The organism is Streptomyces sp. NPDC012935 (genome assembly GCF_042900345.1).
Taxonomy (GTDB): Bacteria; Actinomycetota; Actinomycetes; order Streptomycetales; family Streptomycetaceae; genus Streptomyces.
Genome location: NZ_JBIBBC010000002.1, coordinates 91,690 through 115,096 on the forward strand (window position 1 = coordinate 91,690; position 23,407 = coordinate 115,096).

Sequence of the window (23,407 nt, forward strand, 5' to 3'; positions counted from 1 at the left end):
GTCGATCAGCCGGACGCGAAGATCGTCTTCTTCTGGCGCTCGATCGAGGACAGCAGGCTGTCCACGCCCTTGGGGTCGCGGATGAACTTCTGCAGCGCGGGCTGCATCACGGTCGACGTGAAGTCGGGGCGGCTGTCGCGGTCCATGAACTGGGTCAGGGACTTGGCGCCGGCGATCATGTCGTACGCCTTCTTCTGCAGCGCGGTGTACGACGAGGTGTCGGCCTTGGTGGAGGCGTGGACCGAGCTCGGGTCGGACTTGAGATAGACGGTCTCGGCCTCCGGCGTGCCCAGGAACTCCAGCAGCTTGACGGCCTCGGCCTTGTTCTTCGGGCTCTTGCTCATCATGAAGCCGTCGGTCGGCGCCTCGACGGTGTCCTGCCCGAACTGCGGGTCCATCTCCGGGAACGCGAAGAAGTCCAGGTCGTCCAGGGCGGCCTTGTCGGTGAACTGCTGGGCCACGAAGGTGCCGAGCAGATACATGCCGGCCTTCTTCGAGGCGAGCGTCTGGGCCGCGTCCTGCCAGGTGCGGCCGACGGCGCCCTCCTGGTGGTACGGGAGGATCTCGGTCCACAGGTCGAAGACCTTGCGCACCTTGGCGTCCGTCCAGGAGGCCTTGCCCGCCATCAGATCGACGTGGAAGTCGTAGCCGTTCTGGCGGAAGTTGATCTGGTCGAAGGTGCCGAGCGCGGGCCAGGCGTCCTTGTCGCCGAAGGCGATCGGGACCAGCTTGTCCTTCTGCATCTGCTTGCACAGCGCGACGAAGTCGTCCCAGGTGGCGGGGACTTCGTAGCCGTTCTCCTTGAAGACGCTCTTCCGGTAGAAGATCGCCCACGGGTACGTGTACAGCGGCACGAAGTAGTACTTGCCGTCCTCGCCCTTGCTGAGCTTCTTCATCGCGTCGGGGAAGTTGCCCCCGATGGTCTGCCACACGTCGTCGATCGGGGTGGCCAGGCCCTTGGCCGCGAAGAACTGCATCCGGTAGCCGGCGAACCAGGTGAACACGTCGTCCGGCGTGCCCTGGAGGTAGGAGTTGATCTGCTCCTGGAAGGTGTTGGAGTCCTTGGTGTTCACGTCGACCGTGATGCCGGACTTCTTCTTGTAGGCCGCGTAGATGTCCGCGAACGCCTTCTTCGGCACCGCGTCGGACGCCTTGGAGCCGAGGGTGACGGTCTTCGGGTCGCTCGCCGTGCCGCTGCCGCCGCAGGCGCTGAGCAGCGGGACGCCCGCGCCGAGCACGGCGGCGCCGCCTATCCCGCGCAGCAGGGTGCGACGACTCGTCGATGGCAGGGAGAGACCGGAGGGGGAGAGGTGCTGCATCTACGGCTCCTGAGGGCAGGGTTCGATCATGAGGGTTGGACGCGTCGAAGTCCGTCGTAATCGATCAGAAATCAACTTGACCGAACACGGTGGCGCAATAACAGCCGTATGTCCGGTCATGCGTCAAGGGATGTCGATCGACGTTTCGGAAACGTGACCGACATCTCGGATCGAGGTTCAACATTTTGTTGACTTCAGGGGCCCGAAAAGGCGCACAGCCTCCGCCCGTCGGGCAGGGGCACCCGCAGGGACTAGCGGACGGTCACGGTCCTGGTCTCGCTCACCTGGTCGACCTCCGACGTCCGCACGGTCACCTTCATCTCCCACTTCCCGGCGAGGGGCAGGTTGAGGAAGCTGTTGGCCCAGTAGCCGCCCTTGTCGGTGAGTTCGGCGTCCAGGGGGCCGACGTCCTTGGCCGGGAGGGTGAAGGAGACACGCAGCTCGGGGACGATGGACACGCCGCCGTCGGGGCCGTAGACGAGGGCCTCGATCGAGTTGTCGCCGACCCGGCCCGGGTCGAGGGTGATCTGCACCTTGCCGTGGCCGCCGGAGGTGCCCACGTCGAAGGGGACCACGGTGACGGAGGCGCCGATCACCGCGGGCGACTGTGCCGCCGCCTCGGCCTGCGCCCGGCCGGGCAGAGTGCTGGTGAGGATCGTGGTGACCGCCAGCACCGCGGCACCGACGGCGACCTCGGCGAGAACCGAACGGCGCAGCGCGCGACGCTGCGGATCGACCGGCGGCGGTACGTCGGCCTGCGGCGCCTCGGGCAGTGCGGGCGGCCCGCCGACCGGCTCCGGAACCCGTTCCCGCTCCCTGTCCTCCACGACCGCCTTCGCGTCGGCCGTCGCCAGCCGCGCCGTCCAGCGCCGGGACACCGCCGCGGCGGCGAGAAGCAGAGCCACCGCGACGAGCTTGAGGACCAGCAGCCTGCCGTACGTCGTGCCGGTGAGCGCGTCCCAGGAGCCGAGGCCGCGCCAGGACTGGTAGACGCCGGTGACGACCAGGACGGTCACGGAGGCGAACGCGAGGCGGGAGAAGCGGGTGACCGTGGCCGGGGTCAGGTGGGCGCGGTACAGCGTCGCGAGCAGGGCCGCCAGCCCGCCCATCCACACCGCCGTGGCGAGCAGGTGCAGCGCCGAGGACGTCATGGCCACCGGCACCTGGATGCCCGCGGAGGCGTGCTCGCCGGCGGCCCAGGTCACCGCGAGACCGACGGCGAGGGCGGCACCTGCCCAGCCGTAGGGCCTACGGCGCCGGGTCAGCCGTACGAGATAGACGGCGGCGACCGCCAGGAGGCCCAGCCGGGCCAGCAGGACCGCGCCCGGCCTGCTGCCCACGGTCCGGGCCAGGGCGTCGGCGCTCAGGGCTCCGAGGGGGCCCTCTCCCGTCTCGTACGGGGCGCGCAGCATCAGCAGGGCGAGGGTGGCGGCGAGGAGGGTCCACCAGGCGCCCCTCAGCAGCTTGAGGAGCACCGGGGCGTCCGGTGGGCGGCACACCGCCATGAAGGCCGCGGCGCCGATGAGCAGGGCGGCGGCGAGGTAGGCCAGGTAACGGGCGATGTTGTAGAGACTCTTGGTCGCCGGGTCCTCGGCCGGCCCGGTGTCCACGGCGGCCGTCGTCAGGGACGGCTTCCCGACGGAGAACGTGAACGCCCCGGACACCGGGTGGCTGTCGGCCGACACCACCCGCCACGCGACCGTGTACGTGCCCTCTGCGAGCTTCGCGGGCAGCGTCACACGGGCGCTGTCACCGCCGTCCGAGCCATGCTCCGGCTCACCCGTGCGCAGCCGGCGGCCCTCGGGGTCCAGCACGCGGAAGGAGTCGTCGAGCAGGCCGACGGACTCCGTGAAGGTCAGGGTGAGGTGACGGGGGGCGGACTTGAGGACGGCTCCGTCCTCGGGGTCGGTGGCGCGGAGGGCTGCGTGAGCCGACGCGGGGCCTGTGCCGCCGAGGAGGAACAGGACCAGCAGGGTGCCGAGCAGCACCAGCCGTTGAACTCCTCGCCGCCCCTGGATTCGGCGCCGCGCTCGTCGTCGGTCATCGCACCCCACGTGTGTCACATCTCCGTCGTCGGACTCGAGGCCTCAGGGGAGGGTACGTACCCGAGGGCCTTCGGGCTCAGCGCGCCGGGCAACGGTTTTGCCCGCCCGAGTGGCACGAGGCGGCCGGGACCGGCCACGCGACTGACTGTTCCGGCAACGACCAAGGGCTCGCTCCGGCGGCCGGACGAGGGCGGTCTGCCGGCCGAGCTGTCCCATGCCGCTTCGCGTGAGTTCCTGCTCACGCCCGGCTTTCCGGCCGTCCACCTCGACATCGTGGGGATCGACACGAGGCACTTGCCGGGACGAGGACGGGATGGAACCCACTACGACCCCAACGGGTGGGACCACGGAGCCGGGTGGCCGGGAGAGGCCGTCGACAGCCTCCCCGGCCTGGCGGTGCTCCTCGGTCTGATCGCAGAGTCGCGCGTGGCCCTGGACTCCGCCGACGACGCCGTGCGCGTGGCCGCCGCCACGGATCTGCGGAGGCGCCTGACCGGTGTGGATCCGTTGGTGGACGACTCCGCGTTCTGGGACGGGCTTTTCGAGTTGTCCGACTGAGAACGCGGCCGACGAGACCAGATGTCACCGCGAGGCCCTGCAAACGGATGGTCCGCCGGGCGTCTCCTCACCACGTCGGCCGAGCCGACACCCCGCCGTCCACCACCAGGTCATGCCCGGTGACCCAGGACGCCAGCCCCGACGCCAGGAACACACACCCGTCCCCCACGTCCTCCGGCCGCCCCAGTCGCCCCGTCGGCGCCGCCCGCTCCCACCGCCGCACGCCCTCCGGCCACTCCTCGTCCAGCCCTTCCCGGTGGATCAGCCCGGGCGAGACCGTGTTGACGCGGATGCCCAAGGGGCCGTACTCCAGGGCGGCCGAACGGGCGTGCATCACGACTGCCGCCTTGGCGGCGCAGTAGTGGGCGTGCAGGGGCGCCGGATGCGTCGCCTCGATGGAGGCGATGTGGGTCACCGAGCCCCCGCCCTCCTGCCTGCGCATCACCTCGGCCGCGGCCTGCGTACACGCGAACACGCTCGACAGGTTGGTGTCCACGACCGCCCGCCACTGCGCCACGGTCATGCCCGCCAGCTCCCGCGTCGGTTGTACGCCCGCGTTGTTGACCAGCGCGGTCAGTCGCCCGTCACCCCAGTCGGCGGCGTCCCGCACCACGCGCCGGCAGACGTCCTCCTCGGCCAGATCCCCCCGCACCACGAGCGCCCGCCCACCCGACTCCCGGATACGGGACGCCACTTCCCCCGCCGCCTTGACCGCCGTACGGCAATGCAGGACGACCGCCGCCCCCTCCTGCGCGAACCGCAAGGCGATCCCGCGCCCGATACCGCCACCCGCTCCCGTGACGAGGGCGACCTGTCCTTCGAGGAGTCCGCGTCCAGTCATGGTCGGCACAGTGCCGCGATCCGTGCGGCCTCGGAGGGATAGCGCGCCGTCAGCTCCGCCAGGTCGCCGTGCTCATAGCCCTCGTAGGTGAAACCGGGCGCCATCGTGCAGCCGAAGAAGGACCAGGAACCGCCCGCCGCCACCCGCGCGCCCATCCAGGTCCCGGCCGGGACGGTGAGCTGGATGTGCTGGCCGCGCAGGATGTCGGGGCCGAGCAGGGCGGTGCGGGAGGTGCCGTCCGGGGCGAGGAGGAGCAGCTCCAGCGGGTCGCCCAGATAGAAGTGCCAGACCTCGTCGGACGGCAGGCGGTGCAGGGCCGAGAAGTCGTCCGCGGTGAGCAGGACGACTATCGCGGTCCCCTGCGGCCGGCCGTCGGGCAGCTCGGGCCCCGCCCAGGTCTGCCGGAACAGCCCGCCCTCGCGCGGGATCGGCTCCAGTGAGTAGTGCGCGACGAGGTCTTCGGGGGTCACGCCCGGAAGGCTACCTCCCGGGTCAGGAAGGCGAGTTGGGCCTTCTTCTCCGGGATGTACACCTCCGGGAGGTCGACCTCCGGCAGCACGACCGCCGGGCCGGCCGCGAAGCCCTGTTTGAGGAAGCGGGCGACGGCCTTTTCATTGCGCACATCCGGGTCGACGACCACCCGTCGGCGGTCCAGGGTGCCGAAGACGTACGACGCGACGACGGCCAGCAGCGCCGAGGTCCAGCCGGGCCGCGCGCCCTCCGGACCGGCGGGCGCCAGCAACAGGTGGATGCCGATGTCGCCCGGAAGGACCTCGTAGCACTCGCTGACCCGGTCCGCCTCCGGCTCGTACGTCTGGAGCACCGCCACCGGGTCCCCGTCCAGAGCCACGAGGAAGGCGTGGTGGGTGTCGAGGGTGGCCATGTGGGCGTAGATCCCGGCCACCTGGTCCCTGGTCAGGCCGTTCATGCCCCAGAAGGAGGCTCGTTCCTGGCTGACCCAGCCGTGGACGACTTCGGCGTCGGCGTGCGGGGCGAGGGGGCGGATCCGGACGGTGCCGAAGCCGTCGACGGCCTGCTCGTGGACTGCTGCGGACGGCTCAGACATCGGATTCCTTCTCGAGCTCGGTGAAATCGGTGACGACCGGTACCAGATCTCCCCCGACCCACAGGGGCAGCTGGTCACGGTGGTGGCGTGAACCGGGGACGCCGGACGCGCCGAGCGGGACCACCCAGCGGCTCGCCTCGCGGTCGGCCAGGTCCCAGACGTAGCGGGCGGCGGGACCGCGCGCGCTCAGGTCGGTGAGGCCGGGCACGGCGGAGGTGCACAGCACGCAGTCGTGGTCGCCGGACAGGCCGGGTCCGTCGTACGGGTCGGTCGCGAGAGCCCGCCAGGGGGCGAGGCGGTGGGTGTCGCCCCAGGTGCCGGTGGGCTGCCCGGCCCTCGCGGCGGCCACCTCCTCGACCGCCTCGCGGACGATCTCGGCGCGGTCGATGCCGTACAACTCCTCGGCGCGCAGCAGGTGTTCCACGGCGAAGCCGACGCGCGGGAGCAGGGCCAGCCAGGGGAGCAGGACCTGCGAGTAGGCGGGCGGGGCGGACAGTGCGGCGAAGGCCGGGTGCGCGGCGAGTCGCCGCACGACCGCAGCGCGCACCGCCGCATACCCGGCCGCGGCCGCGCTGTCCGCGTCCATGCGGCGGTCCCAGGCGAGGAGGGTCTGGCGGATGCGGGCGGCCTCGGGGGTGAGGGTGCCGACGGTGCGCAGCATCTCCAGCAAGGGCTCCGCGGAGGCGAGTTGCGTGTCCATGTGGATCGCCGGCATGTCCGCCGCCGACCAGCGGTCCTTCTCGCCGAGCAGCGCCGTGATGCGGTCGGCGCGATGGGGCGGGGCGAACTCGACGCCCAGGGGTGCGGCGAGGCCGCGCTGGTTGGCCATGGCCGCGACGCCGTCGGTGAGACCGCCGCGGGGCGTCTCGTGCCAGCCACGCCAGTCGTGGCCGGACTGCCAGGCCGGCACGAGCCGGATGCGGTTGGCCTCGGAGCGCACCGGCACCTTCCCGGCGACGCGGTGCAGCAGGCCACCCTCGGTGTCGGCGGCCTGGACGACGTTGACGGGCTCGGCCCACAGGTCGACGGCCCGGTCGACGTCGTCGACGCTGCGGGCCCGCAGGAGGGGGAGAAGGGCGCTGAAGCCGAGGTCGGCGGTGACGCGGGGCGGGTAGCGGAGGGTGACGGCGAGAGGGTCGTCGGCCAGGGCATGCCCAGTGGGGAAACCTTCCTGCAGCCCCTCGGACAGCCCTTCCTGCACCCCCTCCGACAGCCCTTCCTGCACCCCCTCGGGCAACCCTTCCGGCCCCCCGATGATCACCGGCCCCCGGTGCGTCTCGATCACCTCGATCTCGACCGGCTCCTCCCCCGCGACCTCCACGACCTCGGTGTGCCGGACGGCCCGCCGCCAGACCCCGTCCGGATCCAGCGCCTCCACGCCCGCGCCGGTGCGCCGCAGCCGCTCCCGGTACAGGTCCTGGTAGTCGGCCATGGCGTTCGTGATGGCCCAGGCGACCGTGCCGGTGTGGCCGAAGTGGGCGATGCCGGGGACGCCGGGGACGGCGAGGCCGATGACGTCGAACTCCGGGCAGGAGAGGTGGATCTGCTGGTAGACCCCGGGCTCCTCGATGAAGCGGTGCGGGTCACCGGCGATGATCGCGTGTCCGGTGACGGTCCGTTCGCCGCTCACCAGCCAGCCGTTGCTGCCGGAGGTGGCGGGCCCGTCGGTGGCGAAAAGCCCGACCGCGTCGGCGCCGAGATGCCGTACGACCTGCTCACGCCAGAGCTTGGCCGGGAAGCCCGCGAAGAGGATGTGGATGCCGAGCCAGATGCCGAGCGGGGTCCAGGGTTCCCAGCGGCCCGGGGCGAGCCCGGCCTGCGCGAACTCCGGGCTGCGGCGGGCGCCTTCGGCCAGACTCTCGTTGACCCCGTCGACGTACGCCCGCACCCACCCCGACGTCTCCGGGTCCCGTCTCTCCAGCTCGTCGAAACAACGTCTCGCCGTGTCGTCGAGGCGGGCCCGTCTGACGAACCGGTCCCAGGGCAGGGCCTCGGCGCCGAGGAAGGACGCGGACGTGCCCTGGGACCGGTGCCGCTCCACCTCCAGCTGCCAGGCCCGGTCGAGGGCGGTGACGCGGCCCTGTACCCGGGCGAGTTCTCTCGCTCCGTCGGCGCGGAGATGCGGTATGCCCCAGGCATCACGGAAGATCTCGCCGGTCACCTGTGCCCCTCCCTTGCTTTAGGTTAGGCTTCCCTAAGTTATTGGTGCAGGAATCGTACGCGAAGGGTGAGGACACCATGGGGCAGGGGCACGGCTGGGAGGGCGCGGTCCTGAAGCTGCTGCGCGCCAAGGACTTCGTGTTCACGGTGACGGGCGCCGAGGACGTCACGCCGCGGTACCGCCGCGTCCACCTCACCGACGGCGGCATGCTCGCGGTGACCGGCGTCCACCCCACGATGTGGGTCCGCCTGTGGTTCGACAACGCGGGCAAGCCCCACCAGCGGGCGTACACCCTGGTCGACGCCGACCCGGAGGCCGGCACCTTCAGCCTGGAGTTCGCCCTGCACGAGGGGTGCGCCAGCGACTGGGCGCGGGCGGCGAAGCCCGGGGACACGATCGAGGCGACCGTCCACGGCACGGAATTCGCCCACCCCGACCCGGCTCCCTCCCACGTCTTCGCCATCGCGGACACGGCCTCCCTCCCCGCCCTCAACTCCCTCCTCACCACCCTGGACCCGGCACCCGCGACGGTGTGGTTCGAGGGCGAGCGGGACGGCCTGCCCTTCCGGACGGCGGAGTCCCGCCATGACGTACGGACCCTGCCCAGGCGCGACGCCGGGGCCCACCTGGTCACCCAGGTGAAGGAGGCCCTGCCCGACCTTCTCAAGGACACTGCGGAGCCGTACGTCTGGATCGCCTGTGACACGGCGACGACCCGCGCCCTGACCTCCTACGTCCGTAAGGAGCTGGGCCTGCCGAAGCAGCGGGTGAACGCGCTGGGGTACTGGCGCCCCTGACCGGGCAGGGACGCGGACCCCTTGCGCGTCCCTGCCCCCGCGCGCATCCGGACGGCGCGCGCGGGATGATCGGGGTCATGGACGTCACCCTGCATCTCGCCCAGGACCCCGAGGCCGACGCACTCCTCGGCCGCAGCCCGCTCGCCGCGCTGGTCGGCATGCTGCTGGACCAGCAGGTTCCGATGGAGTGGGCGTTCAAGGGGCCCCGTACGATCGCGGACCGGCTCGGCGCGGACGACCTGGACGCGCACGACATCGCGGCCCAGGACCCCGACGCCTTCGTGGCCCTGCTGTCCGAGAAGCCGGCCGTGCACCGCTACCCGGGGTCCATGGCCAAGCGGATCCAGCAGCTGTGCCAGTACCTCGTCGAGCACTACGACGGCGAGGCCGAGCTGGTCTGGAAGGGCGTCACCGACGGACGCGAACTGCTGCGCCGCCTGGAGGACCTGCCCGGCTTCGGCAAACAGAAGGCCCAGATCTTCCTCGCCCTCCTCGGCAAGCAACTGGGAGTCCGCCCCACGGGCTGGCAGGAGGCCGCGGGCGCCTACGGCGAGCCGCAGTCCTTCCGGTCCGTCGCCGACATCACGGGGCCCGAGTCCCTGACCAAGGTGCGCGCGCACAAACAGGAGATGAAGGCGGCGGCCAAGGCGGCGAAGGCGGCGCGGAAGTAGGCAGCGCGCGGCGATGGCCCCATGACGGGCGCCGGCCGCGGCGCGTGGCGGCCGTCAGCCGTGTGGACCGCCCCGGATGGCGGGCGCGACGGGGACGTTCCCAGCATGGAGCATGACCGAGTCACCGCGTGGCCCCCTCGGGGGCCGGGACTATGACGACCGGCGGGTTCATGCAGGACATCCGCCCGGGGCGGGGGCGGGGCGGGAGGCCGAGCCGGCGTTCGAGGGGCCTTTGCACGTCCTCTCCCGGGCCGCCTGGCAGGTCGTACTGGGCACCGGGGTCTGTTCGCTGGTGCTGGGCATCCTGGTCCTGGTCTGGCCGGGCGCCCCGCTCTTCGTCTCCGGGGTCCTCTTCGGGCTCTATCTCCTGATCAGCGGGGTCTTCCAGCTGGTCTCCGCGTTCGGCACGCACCGGACGACCTCGCTGCGGGTGCTGGCCTTCGTCAGCGGCACCGTGTCGGTCCTGCTCGGTCTGTTCTGCTTCCGCCGCCCGATGCAGTCGATCCTGCTGCTCGCCCTGTGGATCGGCATCGGCTGGCTCTTCCGCGGCGTCACCCAGACGCTGGCCGCCGCCTCCGACAAATCCATGCCGGCCCGCGGCTGGCAGATCTTCCTCGGCGTCGTCACCATCCTCGGCGGAATCGTGCTGATCGACTCCCCGATCGAGTCGGTCACCGTACTGATGCTGCTGGGCGGGTGCTGGCTGGTGGCGGTCGGTGTCGTCGAGATCGTCATCGGATTCCGGATGCGGCAGCGGGCGCGCCAGGTCCCGCACGAGCTGTGATACGCGCCGCTGACCAGTACGCCGTGCGGGCGTATCTCACGCCGAACGGGATGAACGCCGTACGGCCCCCGGGGAGATGACCTTCCGTGAGTACCGCGAGTACCGCACGACGCCCCTCGCGCAGCCGCGCCTGGCTGCGGGTACTCGTGCTGCTGCTCGCGTTGCTGGTGCCGGGCGCGCACGCCCAGGCGCACGCCCTCCCCGTCGTGGCCGGCGTATCCGGCGAGATCGCCGAGCACGACGTCCTCGACACGGCCCTGCGGCCACCGGCTCGTGCCGACCGGCGCAACGCCGTACGGACGCGTCCGGCCCCGCCCCCGAGGCCGGCGCCCGGCGCCGCACCGGCCCCTCGGTCCTGCGCGCCGCCCGGGCAGCCGTACGTCCCGCACATCCTGCGCACGGTGGTCCTGCGCTGCTGACAGACCCCAGCCACGAGGTCCGTCAGTCGACGCAAGGAGCACAGTCATGCCCACCGACCACTACGCGGTCCTGCGCGCCCTGCTGCGCGCCGAGGCCAAACGCAACACGCCGACACCGCAGGTGAAGAAGGCCACGCCGCAGCTTCCCCCGAAGGTCCGGGAGCGCGGCTGACGCGGTCGCGGCGGAGGCGGGCTTTCTCCGGGTCACCGCCTCCGCCGCGCCGTGCCGAACAGCGAACGGGTGATCTCCCGCCCGATCTGCGTACCGACCGACCGAGCCAGGGACTTGAACATGCCACTGCCCACGACCTGTTCGACGACGGAGGGCTGCTCCTGCTGCCGAGCCCCGCGGTCCGCCGCCCCCGTCGGCTCGCGGATCTCGTCGGGCCCCTTCCCGCCGCGCGGCTCGCGGATCTCGTCCGGGCCCTTGCCGCCACGCGACTGGAGCCGCTCGTACGCCGACTCCCTGTCCACAGCCTGTGCATACCGGCCGTACAGCTCGGACGTCGTCACCGCCTGCTCCAGCGCGCCGGCCGCCACCGGCCCCATCAGGGACTCGGGGGCCCGCAGCCGGGTCGCGGCGACCGGTGTCGGGGCGCCCTTCTCGCTGAGCACCGTCACCACGGCCTCGCCGGTGCCGAGGCCGGTGAGGAGCTCCTCCAGGTCGTACGCCGAGTTGGGGAAGGTCTTCACCGTGGCCTTGAGCGCCTTCTGATCGTCCGGCGTGAAGGCGCGCAGTGCGTGCTGGATGCGGTTGCCGAGCTGGCCGAGCACATCGGCGGGGACGTCCTTGGGCGTCTGTGTCACGAAGAAGACGCCCACTCCTTTCGAGCGAATCAGCCGCACGGTCTGCGTGATCGAGTCCAGGAAGGCCTTGGACGCATCGTCGAACAGCAGATGCGCCTCGTCGAAGAAGAACACGAGCTTCGGCCTGTCGGCGTCCCCGACCTCGGGCAGGTCATGGAAGAGGTCCGCGAGAAGCCACATCAGGAAGGTCGAGAACAGCTGCGGTCTGTCCCGCACGGCGGCCAGTTCGAGGACCGACACGACGCCCCGCCCGTCCGGTGCCGTTCGCAGGAACCCGCTCGTGTCGAACTCCGGCTCCCCGAAGAAGTCCGCCATGCCCTGCGCCTCGAAGGCGGTCAGGGACCGCAGGATCACCCCGGCGGTGGCGGTCGAGAGCCCGCCGATGTTCCTGAGCTCGCCCTTGCCCTCGTCGGAGGTCAGGAATGCGACGACCGCCCTGAGGTCCTTGAGGTCGACCAGCTCCAGGCCCTTGGTGTCGGCGTAGTGGAAGATCAGGCCGAGTGACTGCTCCTGGGTCCGGTTGAGCCCGAGGACCTTGGACAGCAGGACCGGGCCGAAGCTGGTGACCGTGGCCCGTACGGGGATGCCGTGGCCGATGCCGCCCAGGGCGTAGAACTCCGCGGGGAAGCCGGTCGCCGCCCAGTCCTGGTGGACCTCGGCGGCACGCGAGCGCACCTTGTCGTTCGACTGCCCCGGCGCCACGACCCCGGACAGGTCGCCCTTGATGTCCGCCAGGAACACCGGCACCCCCTGCGCCGACAGCTGCTCGGCGATCAGCTGCAGCGTCTTGGTCTTGCCGGTGCCGGTGGCGCCCGCGACCAGGCCGTGCCGGTTCAGCATGGGCAGCGGCACCCGGACCTGCGCGTCGGGCAGGCACCGGCCGTCCCAGAGCAGGGCGCCCAGATCGAGAGCGGGGCCACCGAAGGCGTACCCGGCGGCGATCTCCAGGGCCTCCTGCGGCAGCGCGGCGGCACTGCCCCGCACCTCGGGCCCCCCGGCCGACGACACGGTCCCCGAGCCGCCCTTGGCCCTGCTGTCTCGCTCACTCATGCCAGACCTCCGCCCACCGAAATCCCGACGTACCCCCCGTTCGGAGCAACCCCTCCCAGCACTCCGCCTCCCCGTCGATCTGGCCGTCACCGTCTCGATCTTTGCCGTTTCATTCCGTTTGCCCCGGCTTTTCCAGCGTCGCACTGCGTCGCCATGGCTGCGCCCGGAAGGTCTTGACCGGTAGGCTTTCCGTGTGATCTTCAAGCGCATCGGAAACGGCCGGCCGTACCCCGACCACGGCCGGGAAAGCACCCGGCAGTGGGCGGACGTCGCGCCGCGCCCGGTCCGCCTCGATCAGCTCGTGACGACCAAGGGCCAGCTCGATCTGGAAACCCTGCTCGCCGAGGACTCGACGTTCTACGGCGACCTCTTCGCGCACGTCGTGAAGTGGCAGGGCGACCTGTATCTGGAGGACGGTCTGCACCGCGCGGTGCGCGCGGCGCTGCAGCAGCGCCAGGTGCTGCACGCGCGCGTCCTCGAACTCGACTGAACCCGGGCCGGCGCGCCCCTCGGCGTCACTTGTTGGCCCTTTCGGGTTGGACCGGGCAGCATCGAATGATCATCTAGTAGGCATTGCCGCTCGGGCGCACTACGCTGCGCCCATGAGCATGCTGACTCCCCCGGGCATGGGCGGCCAGTACCGGATCAAGGGGGACAAGTACCCGCGTATGCGCCGTCCTCGGCGGCGCGGCAGGCTCGTCGTCCTCACCGTCGCCTCGGCCGCCGTACTAGGCATGATCGGCTGGGGCACTCTGCAGCTCATCGATGTCTTCACCGACGGCGGAAAGGCCTCGGCGGCCGGCCCGAAGTCCGACTGCGGGTCCCGGGCGACGCCCTCGGCCCCACCCGCGGCGGCACTGCCCAAGCCGGGCAAGATCACCGTCAACGTCTTCAACGCGACGACCCGCAGCGGACTCGCCAAGCAGACCGCGGACGAGCTGAAGAAGCGCGGCTTCAAGATCGGCGACGTGGGCAACGCGGCCAAGGAGTTCGACAAGAAGGTCAAGGGCACCGGGATACTGCTCGGCCCGTCCTCGGCCCTGGACACCGCGCTGCCCGTCCTCGGCACCCAGCTCGGCACCGCCGAGCGCCGCACCGACGCCGCGCGCAAGGGCCCGGCCGTCGACCTGATCATCGGCAATCGCTTCAAGGAGCTCACGAAGAAGGCGGACGCCGACAAGGCGCTGGCCGCGCTGGCCAACCCCGAGCCGACGCCCACCGGCAAGAAGAGCTGCTGAGGGCAGTAGGGCCGCTCAGCCTCGTGAAGCCTGTCCGGCAGCCCGGTCGGGCTACTCGGCGGCGCCGTACAGGCGGTCCCCTGCGTCCCCGAGCCCCGGCACGATGTACCCGAGCTCGTTGAGGTGGTCGTCGACGGCGGCCGTCACGACCGTCACCGGCGTGCCCGCCAGCTCGCGTTCCATGAGCTCGACGCCCTCGGGGGCAGCCAGCAGCACCACGGCGGTGACATCGTCGGCGCCGCGCTTGATGAGCTCCTGGATCGCCGCGACCAGCGTGCCGCCGGTGGCGAGCATCGGGTCCAGGACGTAGACCTGACGGCCCGAGAGGTCCTCCGGCATGCGCGTGGCGTACGTGGAGGCCTGGAGCGTCTCCTCGTCGCGGATCATGCCCATGAAACCCACCTCGGCGGTCGGCAGCAGCCGGACCATGCCGTCCAGCATGCCGAGGCCGGCGCGCAGGATCGGCACCACGAGGGGGCGCGGGTAGGAGAGCTTGACGCCGGTGGTGGCGGTGACCGGGGTCGTGATGTCGACCGCTTCGGTGCGCACGTCCCGCGTGGCCTCGTAGGCGAGCAGGGTGACCAGTTCGTCGGCGAGCCGGCGGAAGGTCGCGGAGTCGGTGCGCTGGTCGCGCAGCGCGGTGAGCTTGTGGGCGACCAGGGGGTGGTCGACGACGTGGAGACGCATGTCCACAACAGTAACCGGGCCCGGTATGCCCAGCGTCCTCACTCGCAGCAACCCAGGGGCCATCACTTAACCCTTGCGCTGGCATCAAACCGCCCATCGGAGGGAAAGTGGGAGGGACGTACCGGGGGTGGTGAGCCGATGCCTGACCGTGAGTCCCCGGCGGACACCGCGCAGGAGGAAGCCGACACCGCGCGCCGTCGCCGCCGGGCACAGTTCCTGCGTGAGCTCGCCGAGGCCCGCGCGCTGCGGGACCGCGTCCAGCCACGCCGCGCCAAGGCGGCCAGGCTGCGCCACGCCATGCGCATGCGAACGTTCCGCTGGTAGGCGCACCGGGGAAGATCCGCGCCCTTCGGGGGTGTTGACCCGGTGGGCGTGCGTGGACACCTGGAAAAGCCGCGTACGATCCGCACGTGGCGGCAACGAGTGTGCTGGTGAGTCCTTCACGGACATGCTCGCGGACCCCCTCGGGACGACGCGATCAAAACTGCCGGACACAGGGAGCCGAAGACGTCCCCAGAACGCCTTGTTTCTGCCACGATTCCGAGTGGGTGGGCTCGGAGCACAGCTCTCCCCGCCCCAACCTCCGCCGGGGGGACCCCCAACCGGCACGCCTATGACCAGTGGGAGAGTCACGGTGTACTTCGCCGCACTGCTCGCGCGCACCGAAGACGGGTGGGAAGCGAGCGACACAGAGCTCGACGATGTGGAAACCCTGTCGGACCTGGCCGAACTGGCCCGTGAAGCCTCGCCCGAGGACGACACGGTGCTGGTGCTCATCGAGCAGGAGGACGCCTGGTTCGGCGTCGTCCGGATCGACGGCGAGGACGACCCTCGTATCTACGTCTCGGACGCCGCCGCCGCTGCCCGCAGCAGTTACGGCGAGATCCTGCTCACCGACGAACTGCTCGGCAGGGAGCCCGGCGACGACGGCGCCGACCTGGATGCCCTGGACCTCGACGGCACGGAAGAGCCCGACGGCGACTCCGACGACGACGAGGACGGCGGGAGCGCGGACGCGGTCTCGCACAGCCCCGTCGGCGACAGCGAGATCCTCGACGACCTCGGCGTCGGCGAGAAGGAACTGAAGGCCCTGGACGCCGAGGACGCGCTGGGCGCGATCGCCGAGGCGCTGGGCGCCTCGGAGGTGCTGGAGACCGTCCGCTGACCTCGCTCGCCCCGGGGTCGGTACCCGAGGAGCCCGAGGTGCCTGAGGAATCCGAAGTGCCCGACCCCGTACGCGACCGCTGGCGGGCCGCGATGCGGCTCGCCCTGGACGAGGCCGAGCTGGCCCTGCGGGGCGGGGACGTCCCCGTCGGCGCAGTCGTGCTGTCCGCCGACGGCACGACCGTGCTCGGCGTCGGCCACAACGAGCGGGAGGCGACCGGCGATCCGACCGCCCACGCGGAGGTCCTGGCGATCCGCAGGGCCGCCGGGCAGATCGGCGAGTGGCGGCTGAACGGCTGCACGCTCGTCGTCACGCTGGAGCCCTGCACGATGTGCGCCGGCGCGATCGTGCAGTCCCGGGTGGACCGGGTCGTCTACGGCGCCCGGGACGAGAAGGCCGGCGCGGCGGGCTCACTGTGGGACGTCGTGCGCGACCGGCGGCTCAATCACCGGCCCGAGGTGATCGAGGGCGTGCTCGCCGAGGAATGCGCCCGGCAGCTCACCGACTTCTTCCGGGATCGGTGATCCGAGCTCGGCGAATACCGATTTCAGAGCAGGGCGGGGCGTGCTGTAAGGTCTCCCTCGGTAGCGTGTCCGAGCGGCCGAAGGAGCTCGCCTCGAAAGCGAGTGTGGCGCAAGTCACCGAGGGTTCAAATCCCTCCGCTACCGCTGAAGAAGGGCCCCGTCATCAGACGGGGCCCTTCGTGCTGTTGATCTCCCGAGAGGCGCGAAGGTTACACTCACCGCCGGTAACACGGGGCCCTTTCGGCTCTTTCGACTCATTCGGCGCAGCAGACACAGTCAGAAAACAGCAGCCACAGGGGAGGCCGCGATGGCGGTGAATTCGAAGAAGGTCGCCGTCTACGTGGTCGTGGTCTTCGCGCTCTACGTGATCATCACGGACCCGGCCAAGGCCGCCGACTACGTGCAGATAGGGTTCGAGGGCATATCGGACGCCGCCCAGGCCATCGGCGACTTCATGACGTGGATCGCCAACGGTGGCGACAGCTAGGTCCTGCCGCAGGGAGTACTCATGATCCGCCACCTGGTCCTCTTCAAGCTCAACGAGGGCGTCGAGCGCGACGACCCGCGGGTCGTGGAGGGCGTCGAGGCCTTCCGCTCGCTGGAGGGCAAGATCCCCGAGCTGCGGCACTGGGAGCTCGGCTGGAACATCAGCGACCGCCCCATCGCCTACGACTTCGCCATCAACTCCGCCTTCGAGGACTCCGCCGCCCTGCGCGCGTACGCGGAGCACCCCGAGCACCAGGCGGGCGTCACCCTGTGGCGGGAGTTCGCCACCTGGGTGATCGCCGACTACGAATTCTGAGCCACGGACCCCCGGGTCCGCACGGAACCCCCGCAGCCCTCCGCCGGAACGGCGGGGGGCTTTCGCGTGTCTTGCGCACCGTTCCATCCCCAACACGGGATTATGCGGTACTTGAACACAATGAACTGTCTTGTGATGCTATGACCGCTTTTGACGGATGAGTTGATGGATCACGAGGTGGAGTTGACCGTGCCGGCCAGTACTGCGCCTCAAGCCCCGACCCAGGAGGAGACCCCCGCGTCCCCGCCGCCCCGCAGCCGCGGTGCGGACACCCGAGCGCTGACACAGGTGCTCTTCGGGGAGCTCAAGGACCTGAAGCCGGGCACGCCGGAGCACAACCGCGTGCGTGGGGCGCTCATCGAGGCCAACCTCCCGCTCGTGCGCTACGCGGCCGCCCGCTTCCGCTCCCGCAACGAGCCGATGGAGGACGTGATCCAGGTCGGCACGATCGGGCTCATCAACGCCATCGACCGCTTCGACCCGGAGCGGGGCGTGCAGTTCCCGACGTTCGCCATGCCGACCGTCGTCGGCGAGATCAAGCGGTACTTCCGCGACAACGTCCGCACGGTCCACGTACCGCGCCGGCTGCACGAGCTGTGGGTCCAGGTCAACAGCGCGACCGAGGACCTCACCACCGCCTTCGGGCGCACCCCCACCACCGCCGAGATCGCCGAGCGGCTGCGCATCACCGAGGACGAGGTGCTGTCCTGCATCGAGGCCGGCCGGTCGTACCACGCCACCTCGCTGGAGGCCGCGCAGGAGGGCGACGGGCTGCCCGGGCTGCTGGACCGCCTCGGCTACGAGGACCCGGCCCTGGACGGCGTGGAGCACCGGGACCTCGTGCGGCATCTGCTGGTCCAACTCCCCGAGCGCGAGCAGCGAATCCTTCTTCTGCGGTACTACAGCAACCTCACCCAATCGCAAATCAGTGCGGAACTCGGGGTCTCCCAGATGCACGTTTCGAGGCTACTCGCGCGTAGCTTCCAGCGGCTGCGTTCGGCGAACCGGATCGACGCGTAACCGCAAGCAGGATCGAGTCGTCACCGTCGCGAGCGAATCGCTCACCAGGGCGGATCCCGACAGTTCTCTGTTGAAAGACCGTCAGACCCCCTTTATCCAGGGCGGATTCAAGTCTCACATGTCGACATGTCACTACAGCGTGTTGCCGACATGTGACATTCTTCGGGAAGCGCGTTTGCCGTGGCTTCGGCTCCGGTATTCAGGTGAAGGCTGGCGTTCCTCGTTCGGAGCGTTCGCCATACCGTCCCGCGACCCAAAGGGGGTGGCATGTCCGCAGACCAGGGCAGCTCGAAGGTGCTCACGCTCACAAAGAGCGAGTCCGCGCCCGACGCCGTTCTCGACGACGTCACGGCTCTGGAGGCCGTCCCGGCCCAGGCCCTCCCGGCAACCGATGTCCCGGCCGTACCGGCCTCGGGTGACATCGACACCCGCACCCTGTCCCGCTCCCTGTTCCTGCGGCTCGCCGCACTGGACGAGCACAGCCCCGAACGCGCGTACGTCCGGGACACGCTGATCGAGCTCAACCTCCCGCTGGTGCGCTACGCGGCCGCCCGCTTCCGCTCGCGCAACGAGCCGATGGAGGACATCGTCCAGGTCGGCACCATCGGCCTGATCAAGGCGATCGACCGCTTCGACTGCGAACGCGGCGTGGAGTTCCCGACGTTCGCGATGCCGACGGTGGTCGGCGAGATCAAGCGGTTCTTCCGCGACACCTCGTGGTCGGTCCGCGTGCCGCGCCGGCTCCAGGAGCTGCGCCTCGCCCTCACCAAGGCCAGCGACGAGCTCTCCCAGAAGCTGGACCGCTCCCCGACGGTGACCGAACTCGCCGCCGTGCTGGGCGTGTCCGAGGAGGACGTCGTCGACGGCCTCGCGGTCGGCAACGCGTACACCGCCTCCTCGCTGGACTCCCCGGCCCCGGAGGACGACGGCGGCGAGGGCTCCCTGGCCGACCGGCTCGGGTACGAGGACACCGCGCTGGAGGGCGTCGAGTACCGCGAGTCCCTCAAGCCGCTGCTGGCCAAACTGCCGCCCCGTGAGCGCCGGATCATCATGCTCCGCTTCTTCGCGAACATGACCCAGTCGCAGATCGGCGAGGAGGTCGGCATCTCCCAGATGCACGTCTCCCGGCTGCTGACCCGGACCCTGGCGCAGCTGCGCGAAGGCCTCATCTCCGACTGACCCCTGCTGTGCCCTTCATATTTGACGGAGCGTCAGCCACCATGGCCCGATGCTTCGCCGAATATGGACGACCTCGACACCTGGCCGTCGGCGCGCCGTGATCGGTGCTTCGGCGGCCGTCGTCTGCCTGGGCGGGGCGCTGGGCGCGTGCGGCGGCGATGGAGGCGGTGACGGATACGTCGCGACAGGCGCGGCGGGCGGCCCGCCCCGCGTCTCCGGTACGGCTGCCGCGCCGACGGGCGAGGTGACGCTGGTGCCGCTCGACGGGCCGAAGGGCGGCGAGGCCGGGCAGGGCGGGGACAACAGCGGCGGCAGGGGTGAGAGTGGCAGTAACTCCCCTGGTCAGGGCGGGAGTCAGGAGCCGACGGCCGCCCGAGGGGCAGAGCGCCGAGTAACGGAGAGTCCCAACCACCTCCCGGGTGAAACCCCCGGACGCGCGGTCACGCCCACCGACCCGACCGGCCCGCCCGGCAGTTCACCCGCACCCTCGACGCCCGCGACCATTCCCTCGCCCGCGAAGCTGACCGTGAGCGATCCCGTACGGGAGCCCGCCGACAAGCGCTGGTGCGAGAAGGTGGCGCTCGACTTCCACAACTCGGGCGGTACAGCCGTGCGTTCGGGCACCGTCACCTTCGGCACCCACGTCATCGGCGCACTCGGCATCGACTGGGCGACGATCGAGTCGACGCAGGAGCTCCCGGCGCCGATCAAGGCCGGCGCACGCGAGGAGAAGAGCTGGACGGTGTGCGTCGAGTCCTGGCGGGTGCCGCTCGGCATGCACATCGAGACGCAGGACGTCTCCGTCCGGTGGAAGTGAACCCGGCAATGCCTACTTGAGCGCCAGCCAGGCCACCGCCGCCACGATCGCCACGGCGGCGATCACGCCGACGATCAGGCCGATGCGGGGACCGCTCGAAGCCGCCTGCTGCCGACCGCCCTGCGGGCCCTCGTCGACGAACGCGCGGAACATCTGGGTGTTGCCTGCGGGGTCGTGGTTGCCCTGGGGGCCCTGGGTGTTAGCCATGGCCTGAGACCCTAGCGAATCCGCGCGTTCGGCCCAAGTGGGGGCTGCCGCCCTGCACAGGGGGTCACAGGACCCACCCGACCTGCACATTTACGGTCGCAATACTTGCCTTTGCCAAGTTTTTGCGGCCCGGCCACCCTCTTTGTTTGCCTGTAGCAACCAACGGCTTCTATGGTTGCCCTAAGCAACAAATGACGGAGGTGTGATGGCCGAGCAGGCGCAGTACGAGGAGCTGGTCCGTCAGTTCAGCGCCTTCGGCGCCGTGAAGCGGGAGATGGGGCGGGTGCTGCCGTCCGACTGTCCCGCCGGCTCCGCCGCCGTCCTGACGTTGCTGAACCGCCACGGCGACATGCGCATGAGCAAGCTCGCGGAGTTGTTGGCCGTGGACATGTCGGTCACCAGTCGCCATGTCGCCCACATCGTGGAGCGCGGCTGGATCGAACGGTCCGCCGACCCGGCGGACAAGCGCTCACGCATCCTGCGCCTGACGCCCGAGGGCCTGGCACAGGTGGACCGGCTCTCGCGGTGCACCACGCAGATGCTCGCCGAGCGCCTGAGCGACTGGACCGATGACGAGGTCGCCCAGCTCACCCGGCTCATGGCGCGGCTGAGGTCGTCCTTCGACGAGTCCCCCCGTACACCCGCGATCACCCAGTAGGAAAAGGAATTTCATGGCAACGACCACACCATCCGGTGTGCGGGCGCACGCCAAGCACTCAGCAGGTGCCTCCGCCGACGGCGCCCCGATGTCGCACCGGCAGATCATGGAGGCACTGACCGGGCTGCTGCTCGGCATGTTCGTCGCGATCCTGTCGTCGACGATCGTCTCCAACGCCCTGCCCGACATCATCAAGGACCTCGGCGGCGGCCAGAGCGCCTACACCTGGGTGGTCACCGCGTCGCTGCTGGCGATGACCGCGTCCACCCCGCTGTGGGGCAAGCTCGCCGACCTCTTCTCCAAGAAGCTCCTCATACAGCTGGCCCTCGTGATCTTCGTGGCCGGCTCCGCGCTGGCCGGTCTGTCGCAGAACCCGGCCATGCTCATCACGTTCCGCGCGGTGCAGGGCATCGGCATGGGCGGTCTGTCCTCGCTGGCCCAGATCATCCTGGCCGCGATGATCTCCCCGCGTGAGCGCGGCCGGTACAACGGCTACCTCGGCGCCACCTTCGCGACCGCGATGGTCGGCGGCCCGCTGATCGGCGGCGTCATCACCGACACCGACTGGCTCGGCTGGCGCTGGTGCTTCTACGTCGGCGTGCCCTTCGCCGTCGTCGCCCTGATCGTGCTGCAGCGCACCCTGCACCTCCCGGTCGTCAGGCGGAAGGTCAAGGTCGACTGGGCGGGCGCGCTCTTCATCACCGCCGCCGTCTGCCTGCTGCTGGTCTGGGTGACCTTCGCCGGTGACAAGTACGACTGGGTGTCCTGGCAGACGTACGCGATGACCGGCGGCGCGCTCGCGCTGCTGCTGATCTTCATCTTCGTGGAGTCCAAGGCGAGCGAGCCGATCATCCCGCTGCGGCTGTTCCGCAACCGCACCATCACGCTCGCCTCGCTGGCCTCCCTGTTCGTCGGCATCGCGATGTTCGCGGGCACGATCTTCTTCAGCCAGTACTTCCAGCTGGCCCGCAACGAGTCGCCGACCATGTCCGGTGTCCTGACGATCCCGATGATCGTGGGCCTGTTCGTCTCCTCGACCGTCTCCGGCCAGGTCATCACCCGCACCGGCCGCTGGAAGGCGTGGCTGCTGGCCGGCGGTGTGCTGGTGACGGCGGGCCTCGGACTGCTGGGCACGATCCGCTACGACACCGAGTACTGGCACGTCGCGATCTTCATGGCTCTGCTCGGTCTCGGCGTCGGCATGATGATGCAGAACCTCGTCCTGGCCACGCAGAACCAGGTGGCCCCGAGCGACCTGGGCGTCGCCAGCTCGGTCGTGAACTTCTTCCGCTCCCTCGGCGGCGCGATGGGCGTCTCGGCGCTCGGCGCGGTCCTCAGCCACCGCATCACCCACTACGCCGAGGAGGGCATGACCAAGCTCGGCGTGCGGGGCTCCGGCAGCGGCCACGGCGAGATCCCCGACCTCGACGCGCTGCCCGGACCGGTGCGCACGGTCATCGAGAGCGCGTACGGCCACGGCGTCGCGGACGTCTTCCTGTACGCCGCGCCGATCGCCTTCCTCGCCCTGCTGTTCGCCCTGTTCATCAAGGAGGTCCCGTTGAAGACCAAGGGCGCCCTGGCCCAGGCCGCCGAGGGCGCCGAGCCCGCGACGCCGGAGCCCGCCGAGGCCGCCGCGCCGGCCGCCGCGCAGGAGCGGGTCCCGAGCTGGGCCACCGCCTCCTCCGACACGGAGGCCGCTCCCGACGGCACCCAGAAGCTCGCCGCCGTCGCCACGGTGGCGCGTGCCGAGGAGTCCGGCGGTGCGTCGTCCGGCGGCGTCCCGGTCCGCGGCTTCGTGCGGGGCGCGGAGAGCGCGCCGGTGCCGCAGGCCGCCGTCACGCTGATCTCCCTGGCCGGGCGCCAGCTGGGCCGCTCGGTGGCGCAGGCCGACGGCTCGTACGCGGTCGACGCGCCGGGCGCGGGCTCCTACGTCCTGATCGCCTCCGCCGACGGCTTCCAGCCGCAGGCCTCCACGATCGTCGTGGGCGGCGACGAACCGGTGGCGTACGACATCCTGCTCAGCGGCACCAGTGGCCTGACCGGAGTGGTCCGGGCCGCGGGGAGCGCGCTGGCCGTCAAGGACGCGATGGTGATCGTCACCGATGTGCGCGGCGATCTCCTGGCCACTGCGGCCACCGGCGAGCAGGGCGAGTTCAGCTTCGCCGAGCTGGTCCCGGGTGCCGTGACCGTCGCGGTGAACGCCGCCGGATACCGGCCGCGCGCCCTGCCCGTCGAGATCGGCGGCACCGGGGTCACCCGGGTCGAGGTCGACCTGGAGGCCGGCGCGCAGGTCCAGGGCGTCGTACGGGCGCCGCACGGACCGCTGGCCGACGCCCGCGTGACCCTGGTCGACGCGGCCGGCAACGTCGTGGGCACCGCCACCACCGGGACGGACGGGGCGTACGCCTTCACCGACCTGGACGGCGGCGAGTACACGGTCATCGCGACGGGCTACCCGCCGGTGGCGACCGCCCTGACGGTGACCGGCCCCGGCACCGACGACCACGACATCGAACTCGCCCACCCCGGCGAGTAGTGGGACCCCGGCCCGTGGTGTCGGCGCGCTCTGAGCGGAGGTGCGCCGCCGCCGCG

Annotated in this window: 27 protein-coding genes and 1 tRNA gene; 19 read left to right on the top strand and 9 right to left on the bottom strand. The window is 70.8% G+C overall.

What is annotated here, in order from left to right; genetic code table 11:
* Nucleotides 1-5: 5 nt before the first annotated feature.
* Together ACFY5C_RS05710 and ACFY5C_RS05715 are read right to left on the bottom strand one after the other, a co-directional pair.
* Complete coding sequence (locus ACFY5C_RS05710) at nt 6-1,319, bottom strand: ABC transporter substrate-binding protein (protein WP_389440875.1); 1,314 nt, start codon at nt 1,317-1,319, stop codon at nt 6-8.
* A 251-nt stretch (nt 1,320-1,570) separates the two neighbouring features.
* Nucleotides 1,571-3,307, bottom strand: a complete 1,737-nt coding sequence (locus ACFY5C_RS05715) for a copper resistance CopC/CopD family protein (RefSeq protein WP_389440877.1) — start codon at nt 3,305-3,307, stop codon at nt 1,571-1,573.
* On the opposite strand from ACFY5C_RS05715, the gene ACFY5C_RS05720 reads away from it, so the two are divergent.
* On the top strand, nt 3,245-3,922 hold the full coding sequence (locus ACFY5C_RS05720; RefSeq protein WP_389440879.1) for a hypothetical protein: 678 nt from the start codon (nt 3,245-3,247) through the stop codon (nt 3,920-3,922). The two genes, ACFY5C_RS05715 and ACFY5C_RS05720, sit on opposite strands and share 63 nt — an antisense overlap.
* Before the next feature lie 67 nt (nt 3,923-3,989).
* Here ACFY5C_RS05720 and ACFY5C_RS05725 read toward each other — a convergent pair whose 3' ends face one another.
* From ACFY5C_RS05725 to ACFY5C_RS05740, 4 genes are read right to left on the bottom strand one after another with little or no spacing between them, the layout of a single operon-like run.
* The gene (locus ACFY5C_RS05725; protein WP_389440882.1) at nt 3,990-4,763 is read right to left on the bottom strand and encodes an SDR family NAD(P)-dependent oxidoreductase; all 774 of its coding nucleotides are present in this window, start codon (nt 4,761-4,763) and stop codon (nt 3,990-3,992) included.
* Nucleotides 4,760-5,233, bottom strand: coding sequence for a cupin domain-containing protein (locus ACFY5C_RS05730; protein ID WP_389440884.1), 474 nt, complete (start codon nt 5,231-5,233; stop codon nt 4,760-4,762). The genes ACFY5C_RS05725 and ACFY5C_RS05730 overlap by 4 nt, the downstream gene beginning before the upstream one ends.
* Nucleotides 5,230-5,829: a GNAT family N-acetyltransferase gene (locus ACFY5C_RS05735; RefSeq protein WP_389440886.1), complete on the bottom strand. Its 600-nt coding sequence runs from the start codon at nt 5,827-5,829 to the stop codon at nt 5,230-5,232. Before ACFY5C_RS05735 ends, ACFY5C_RS05730 begins: the two co-directional genes overlap by 4 nt.
* On the bottom strand, nt 5,822-7,990 hold the full coding sequence (locus ACFY5C_RS05740; protein WP_389440889.1) for a penicillin acylase family protein: 2,169 nt from the start codon (nt 7,988-7,990) through the stop codon (nt 5,822-5,824). Before ACFY5C_RS05740 ends, ACFY5C_RS05735 begins: the two co-directional genes overlap by 8 nt.
* Nucleotides 7,991-8,067: 77 nt before the next feature.
* Between ACFY5C_RS05740 and ACFY5C_RS05745 the strand changes: the two genes are divergently transcribed.
* The 5 genes from ACFY5C_RS05745 to ACFY5C_RS05765 all read left to right on the top strand — a co-directional run bounded on the left by ACFY5C_RS05745 (nt 8,068) and on the right by ACFY5C_RS05765 (nt 10,833).
* Nucleotides 8,068-8,787, top strand: a complete 720-nt coding sequence (locus ACFY5C_RS05745; RefSeq protein ID WP_389442157.1) for a siderophore-interacting protein — start codon at nt 8,068-8,070, stop codon at nt 8,785-8,787.
* A 77-nt stretch (nt 8,788-8,864) separates the two neighbouring features.
* The gene (locus ACFY5C_RS05750) at nt 8,865-9,458 is read left to right on the top strand and encodes an HhH-GPD-type base excision DNA repair protein (protein WP_389440892.1); all 594 of its coding nucleotides are present in this window, start codon (nt 8,865-8,867) and stop codon (nt 9,456-9,458) included.
* Between the two features lie 112 nt (nt 9,459-9,570).
* On the top strand, nt 9,571-10,242 hold the full coding sequence (locus ACFY5C_RS05755; protein ID WP_389440895.1) for an HdeD family acid-resistance protein: 672 nt from the start codon (nt 9,571-9,573) through the stop codon (nt 10,240-10,242).
* 86 nt (nt 10,243-10,328) lie between these two features.
* Nucleotides 10,329-10,661 (top strand): hypothetical protein, encoded by a 333-nt coding sequence (locus tag ACFY5C_RS05760; RefSeq protein WP_389440897.1) that lies wholly within the window; start codon nt 10,329-10,331, stop codon nt 10,659-10,661.
* Nucleotides 10,662-10,707: 46 nt separating this feature from the next.
* Nucleotides 10,708-10,833: a hypothetical protein gene (locus ACFY5C_RS05765; RefSeq protein ID WP_389440900.1), complete on the top strand. Its 126-nt coding sequence runs from the start codon at nt 10,708-10,710 to the stop codon at nt 10,831-10,833.
* Nucleotides 10,834-10,865: 32 nt separating this feature from the next.
* Here ACFY5C_RS05765 and ACFY5C_RS05770 read toward each other — a convergent pair whose 3' ends face one another.
* Nucleotides 10,866-12,518 (bottom strand): helicase HerA-like domain-containing protein, encoded by a 1,653-nt coding sequence (locus tag ACFY5C_RS05770; RefSeq protein ID WP_389440902.1) that lies wholly within the window; start codon nt 12,516-12,518, stop codon nt 10,866-10,868.
* Nucleotides 12,519-12,711: 193 nt separating this feature from the next.
* Between ACFY5C_RS05770 and ACFY5C_RS05775 the strand changes: the two genes are divergently transcribed.
* Both ACFY5C_RS05775 and ACFY5C_RS05780 read left to right on the top strand, forming a co-directional pair.
* The gene (locus ACFY5C_RS05775; RefSeq protein ID WP_003999914.1) at nt 12,712-13,008 is read left to right on the top strand and encodes a type II toxin-antitoxin system VapB family antitoxin; all 297 of its coding nucleotides are present in this window, start codon (nt 12,712-12,714) and stop codon (nt 13,006-13,008) included.
* A 136-nt stretch (nt 13,009-13,144) separates the two neighbouring features.
* A complete protein-coding gene (locus ACFY5C_RS05780; protein WP_389442160.1) occupies nt 13,145-13,756 on the top strand; it encodes a LytR C-terminal domain-containing protein in 612 nt (203 codons plus the stop codon).
* A gap of 51 nt (nt 13,757-13,807) precedes the next feature.
* Here the strand turns inward: ACFY5C_RS05780 and upp are convergent, their stop codons facing one another.
* Nucleotides 13,808-14,443 (bottom strand): uracil phosphoribosyltransferase, encoded by a 636-nt coding sequence (upp, locus tag ACFY5C_RS05785; RefSeq protein ID WP_389440904.1) that lies wholly within the window; start codon nt 14,441-14,443, stop codon nt 13,808-13,810.
* Nucleotides 14,444-14,581: 138 nt separating this feature from the next.
* Here upp and ACFY5C_RS05790 point away from each other — a divergent pair, with 138 nt between their 5' ends.
* From ACFY5C_RS05790 to ACFY5C_RS05830, 9 genes are all read left to right on the top strand, one after another.
* The gene (locus tag ACFY5C_RS05790) at nt 14,582-14,767 is read left to right on the top strand and encodes a hypothetical protein (RefSeq protein WP_389440906.1); all 186 of its coding nucleotides are present in this window, start codon (nt 14,582-14,584) and stop codon (nt 14,765-14,767) included.
* Between the two features lie 310 nt (nt 14,768-15,077).
* Nucleotides 15,078-15,608 (top strand): hypothetical protein, encoded by a 531-nt coding sequence (locus ACFY5C_RS05795; protein ID WP_389442163.1) that lies wholly within the window; start codon nt 15,078-15,080, stop codon nt 15,606-15,608.
* A 92-nt stretch (nt 15,609-15,700) separates the two neighbouring features.
* A complete protein-coding gene (gene tadA / locus ACFY5C_RS05800) occupies nt 15,701-16,132 on the top strand; it encodes a tRNA adenosine(34) deaminase TadA (RefSeq protein WP_389442166.1) in 432 nt (143 codons plus the stop codon).
* A gap of 59 nt (nt 16,133-16,191) precedes the next feature.
* Nucleotides 16,192-16,276: transfer RNA gene (locus ACFY5C_RS05805), tRNA-Ser, on the top strand.
* 163 nt (nt 16,277-16,439) lie between these two features.
* Nucleotides 16,440-16,619 carry a hypothetical protein gene (locus ACFY5C_RS05810; protein ID WP_328880638.1) on the top strand — a complete coding sequence of 60 codons (180 nt, stop codon included), beginning with the start codon at nt 16,440-16,442 and terminating at the stop codon, nt 16,617-16,619.
* Nucleotides 16,620-16,640: 21 nt separating this feature from the next.
* The gene (locus ACFY5C_RS05815) at nt 16,641-16,934 is read left to right on the top strand and encodes a Dabb family protein (RefSeq protein WP_389440908.1); all 294 of its coding nucleotides are present in this window, start codon (nt 16,641-16,643) and stop codon (nt 16,932-16,934) included.
* Nucleotides 16,935-17,099: 165 nt separating this feature from the next.
* Complete coding sequence (locus tag ACFY5C_RS05820; protein WP_389440910.1) at nt 17,100-17,954, top strand: RNA polymerase sigma factor SigF; 855 nt, start codon at nt 17,100-17,102, stop codon at nt 17,952-17,954.
* 267 nt (nt 17,955-18,221) lie between these two features.
* Nucleotides 18,222-19,133, top strand: coding sequence for an RNA polymerase sigma factor SigF (locus ACFY5C_RS05825; RefSeq protein WP_328426320.1), 912 nt, complete (start codon nt 18,222-18,224; stop codon nt 19,131-19,133).
* A 49-nt stretch (nt 19,134-19,182) separates the two neighbouring features.
* Complete coding sequence (locus tag ACFY5C_RS05830) at nt 19,183-19,950, top strand: hypothetical protein (protein ID WP_389440912.1); 768 nt, start codon at nt 19,183-19,185, stop codon at nt 19,948-19,950.
* 12 nt (nt 19,951-19,962) lie between these two features.
* Here the strand turns inward: ACFY5C_RS05830 and ACFY5C_RS05835 are convergent, their stop codons facing one another.
* Nucleotides 19,963-20,157, bottom strand: a complete 195-nt coding sequence (locus ACFY5C_RS05835; protein WP_389440915.1) for a hypothetical protein — start codon at nt 20,155-20,157, stop codon at nt 19,963-19,965.
* Nucleotides 20,158-20,362: 205 nt separating this feature from the next.
* Here ACFY5C_RS05835 and ACFY5C_RS05840 point away from each other — a divergent pair, with 205 nt between their 5' ends.
* Complete coding sequence (locus ACFY5C_RS05840) at nt 20,363-20,815, top strand: MarR family transcriptional regulator (protein WP_362387024.1); 453 nt, start codon at nt 20,363-20,365, stop codon at nt 20,813-20,815.
* Nucleotides 20,816-20,828: 13 nt separating this feature from the next.
* Nucleotides 20,829-23,351, top strand: coding sequence for an MFS transporter (locus tag ACFY5C_RS05845; RefSeq protein WP_389440918.1), 2,523 nt, complete (start codon nt 20,829-20,831; stop codon nt 23,349-23,351).
* The last annotated feature ends 56 nt before the right edge of the window (nt 23,352-23,407 follow it).